This is a genomic window from Pseudomonas sp. MF08875 (assembly GCF_059862525.1).
Map to the genome: position 1 here is coordinate 1 of NZ_JCBCUW010000106.1, position 2,668 is coordinate 2,668.

Annotated in this window: 2 protein-coding genes and 3 pseudogenes; 1 reads left to right on the top strand and 4 read right to left on the bottom strand. The window is 52.8% G+C overall.

Going from position 1 to position 2,668, the window contains the following annotated elements:
- Nucleotides 1–119: pseudogene (locus AC19YT_RS28050) on the top strand (IS30 family transposase); the annotation flags it as partial.
- Between the two features lie 7 nt (nt 120–126).
- On the opposite strand, the pseudogene AC19YT_RS28055 reads toward AC19YT_RS28050, so the two are convergent.
- The 4 genes and pseudogenes from AC19YT_RS28055 to AC19YT_RS28070 form a co-directional block, all read right to left on the bottom strand.
- Nucleotides 127–558 (bottom strand): annotated as a pseudogene (locus AC19YT_RS28055) (glycosyltransferase); the annotation flags it as partial.
- On the bottom strand, nt 555–1,655 hold the full coding sequence (locus tag AC19YT_RS28060) for a DegT/DnrJ/EryC1/StrS family aminotransferase (protein ID WP_500611370.1): 1,101 nt from the start codon (nt 1,653–1,655) through the stop codon (nt 555–557). The gene AC19YT_RS28060 and the pseudogene AC19YT_RS28055, both read right to left, overlap by 4 nt.
- A gap of 24 nt (nt 1,656–1,679) precedes the next feature.
- Complete coding sequence (locus tag AC19YT_RS28065) at nt 1,680–2,492, bottom strand: hypothetical protein (RefSeq protein ID WP_500611371.1); 813 nt, start codon at nt 2,490–2,492, stop codon at nt 1,680–1,682.
- A 58-nt stretch (nt 2,493–2,550) separates the two neighbouring features.
- Nucleotides 2,551–2,668 (bottom strand): annotated as a pseudogene (locus AC19YT_RS28070) (IS30 family transposase); the annotation flags it as partial.

Here is a 2,668-nt window from a genome sequence, read left to right on the forward strand (position 1 = left end):
TGACCGTCGAAGCCGTCAATCGGACAGTAGCGAGGATCAATCTACGCCCGCGCAAGCGCTTGGGCTGGAAGACGCCGTACGAAGTGCATACAGGGGTGAGCGTTGCACTTATGTGTTGAATTCAGGGCGGTAAAACCCCCAAAACACCTGGGAGGCGAGGCGGGACAGCAGAGGATCTTCGCGTGCTTCGCGAACACCAACGACAACGTCGATGTTCTTGGTGCAAAGGACTTGATTCATTTCCAGTACCAGCTCCGGAGGCTCTTGCAGGTCCGCCGCCATCACTGCGAATCGATCACCTTTGCCGAACTGCAGGCCGGTACGAACAGCCATGAAAGCGCCAAAGTTTCGAGATAGCAGAATCAGTTGGGAACGAAAGGATTGTTGCGGCAAGGCTTCTTTAAGCAGGTCGTAGCAACGGTCCGGGCTGCCGTCTACGACAAAAACCGCTTCCAGGGTGTTATCCATCTGCACGTTCAGCTCGCTTACTGCGGCGAGCAGGTCGGGTATCGAGCCTTCGTTGCGGTAAACAGGAATGACCAAGCTAATCAACGTCAGGCTCCTTCGAAGTAGCGGGTGACAGCATCTATGACGCGTTGCACTTCTTCATCATTGAGCCCGGGGAAGCACGGTAGCGAAATAACCCGCTCGCATGTTTCTTCGGTGATGGCTAGGGCGTAGGGCACGGTCGTGTCATAGGCTGGCTGGAAGTGGTCAGCAATTGGATAGTGGATGTCGGTTGCAACGCCCTGTTCCTTGAGTGCTGCGGCGAATTTTGCACGGTTGTTGATACGCACTACATACAGGTGCGCCACATAGTCCGCTCCCGTGGACGATGGCAGATCCATGTCAAACTTGCTGAAAGCTTCGTTGTACCGTTTGGCGATTGAGCGGCGCTGTTCATTCCAGCTATCTAGGTGAGGCAACTTCATACGCAAAATGGCTGCTTGCATCTCATCCAGGCGGCTGTTGCGGCCACCAAGTATAGCAACTTGATACTTGGTGGACCAACCATACTGGCGAAGCTGGCGCACTCGCCCAGCCAGTCCTGAATCATTGGTGACGACCGCTCCACCGTCACCTAGGGCGCCGAGGTTCTTGGTCGGGTAGAAACTGAAGCAAGCAATTGTGCCGAAACTACCGACCTGCTTGCCGTTGCGACGCGCGCCATGCGCCTGGGCGCAATCCTCGATGACCGGTACATCAAACTGTGAGGCCAATTCGACCACGGCTTCAACATTGGCCATTTGCCCATAAAGGTGCGTGACAATGACTGCTGCAGGCTTTTTTTCAAGCAGTGGGCGAAGTGCCGCAGGGCAGAGGGTCATGGTTTCGGATTCGATTTCCACATACACCGGCACAGCGCCAATCGCATGGATGGCCGTGCTGCTGTAAAACCCCGCGTTTGCCACCGTGATGACTTGATCTCCAGTTGTAACGCCCAGCCCTCGTAGCGCGAGTTCAAGGGCGTCCGAGCCATTGGCCAGGCTTACGCACTCTTGAGTGCCGACGTACTTTGCAAACTCCGCCTCGAAACCCTTGACCTCTTCGCCCATGATGTACCAGTGGCTGTCCAGAACCTTGCGCAATGGTGTCGTAAAGTCCAGGTTTTCGTTGGCGCGGGTGGCGGAAAACAGTGGGATCAACGCTTGCATCAGTTAATTTCCTTATTCGATAAGTTATAGAGCCGCGCGGCAGCGAACTTCTACTTCGTGAATAGTCAGGGATTGGGGGGTCGTCACCGGATCAAATCGCACTTTATCGATCAAACCGCTGGGGCTGTTGATGGTGAAGGAGATGAGTTGGGGCTTGGAGTTACCCAGGACAGGCACGGTGGTGGAGTTCTTTTGACTGAACCCGCCTTCTTTCGCAGGGGTGAAGAATAACTGCGCTACATCTGTTTTTGATGAGGTGATAAGTGCATTTACTTCAAGACTTATGCAGCGATTCATAATATGCGAGCTGCCTGTTGGAATAACTAACATAGGGTCGGAATCTGTCTCTATCTCTAGAGAGCGATCTTTTCCCTTGGCGGATATTTTAGCGTTAACTATTTGGATGTCGCCCGTCTTCTCAGTTAGCCGGAACAGGGGGGCGGGCTGATTAGTGCCCAGTGGAACTGGAAGGTATGGCAGGCTTCTCAAAAAAATAGACTCTACCCGTCGGGCATTTGCTAGAGACTTTGTTAGTTCGCCGGGATATATCGTAGGGCAAAAGATTTTATCGCTGTTTTGCATTTGGTTGAAAATGCATTTGAAACCCTCAGTTCTGATGCTGGCGATTTGCTTGTAGAAGGAATCATGGCGCATCACGTTGGTCAGGCTAGCAGCCAAAATTATTGCGGTCAGCCAGAAAAAGGAGAATATGATTAGTTTTTTTTCGCTGAGCCATTTCTTATGAGCAAATGTCAACAGTGCAAGAGCTAGCCAAGGCCAGATCAACGTAACCCAAAAGTAGTGGAAACGCAGGAAACCGAAAGTAAACACCTGCATTGGCGCCTCGATTGAGTCTGACCGGAAATTAGCCCTTCCGGCAGCAACGAGCCTGAATTCAACACATAAGTGCAACGCTCACCCCTGTATGCACTTCGTACGGCGTCTTCCAGCCCAAGCGCTTGCGCGGGCGTAGATTGATCCTCGCTACTGTCCGATTGACGGCTTCGACGGTC

Coding starts and splice junctions, on each gene's coding strand:
- AC19YT_RS28065 (WP_500611371.1), bottom strand. CDS start 2,492: ATGCAGGTGTTTACTTTCGGTTTCCTGCGTTTCCACTACTTTTGGGTT.
- AC19YT_RS28060 (WP_500611370.1), bottom strand. CDS start 1,655: ATGCAAGCGTTGATCCCACTGTTTTCCGCCACCCGCGCCAACGAAAAC.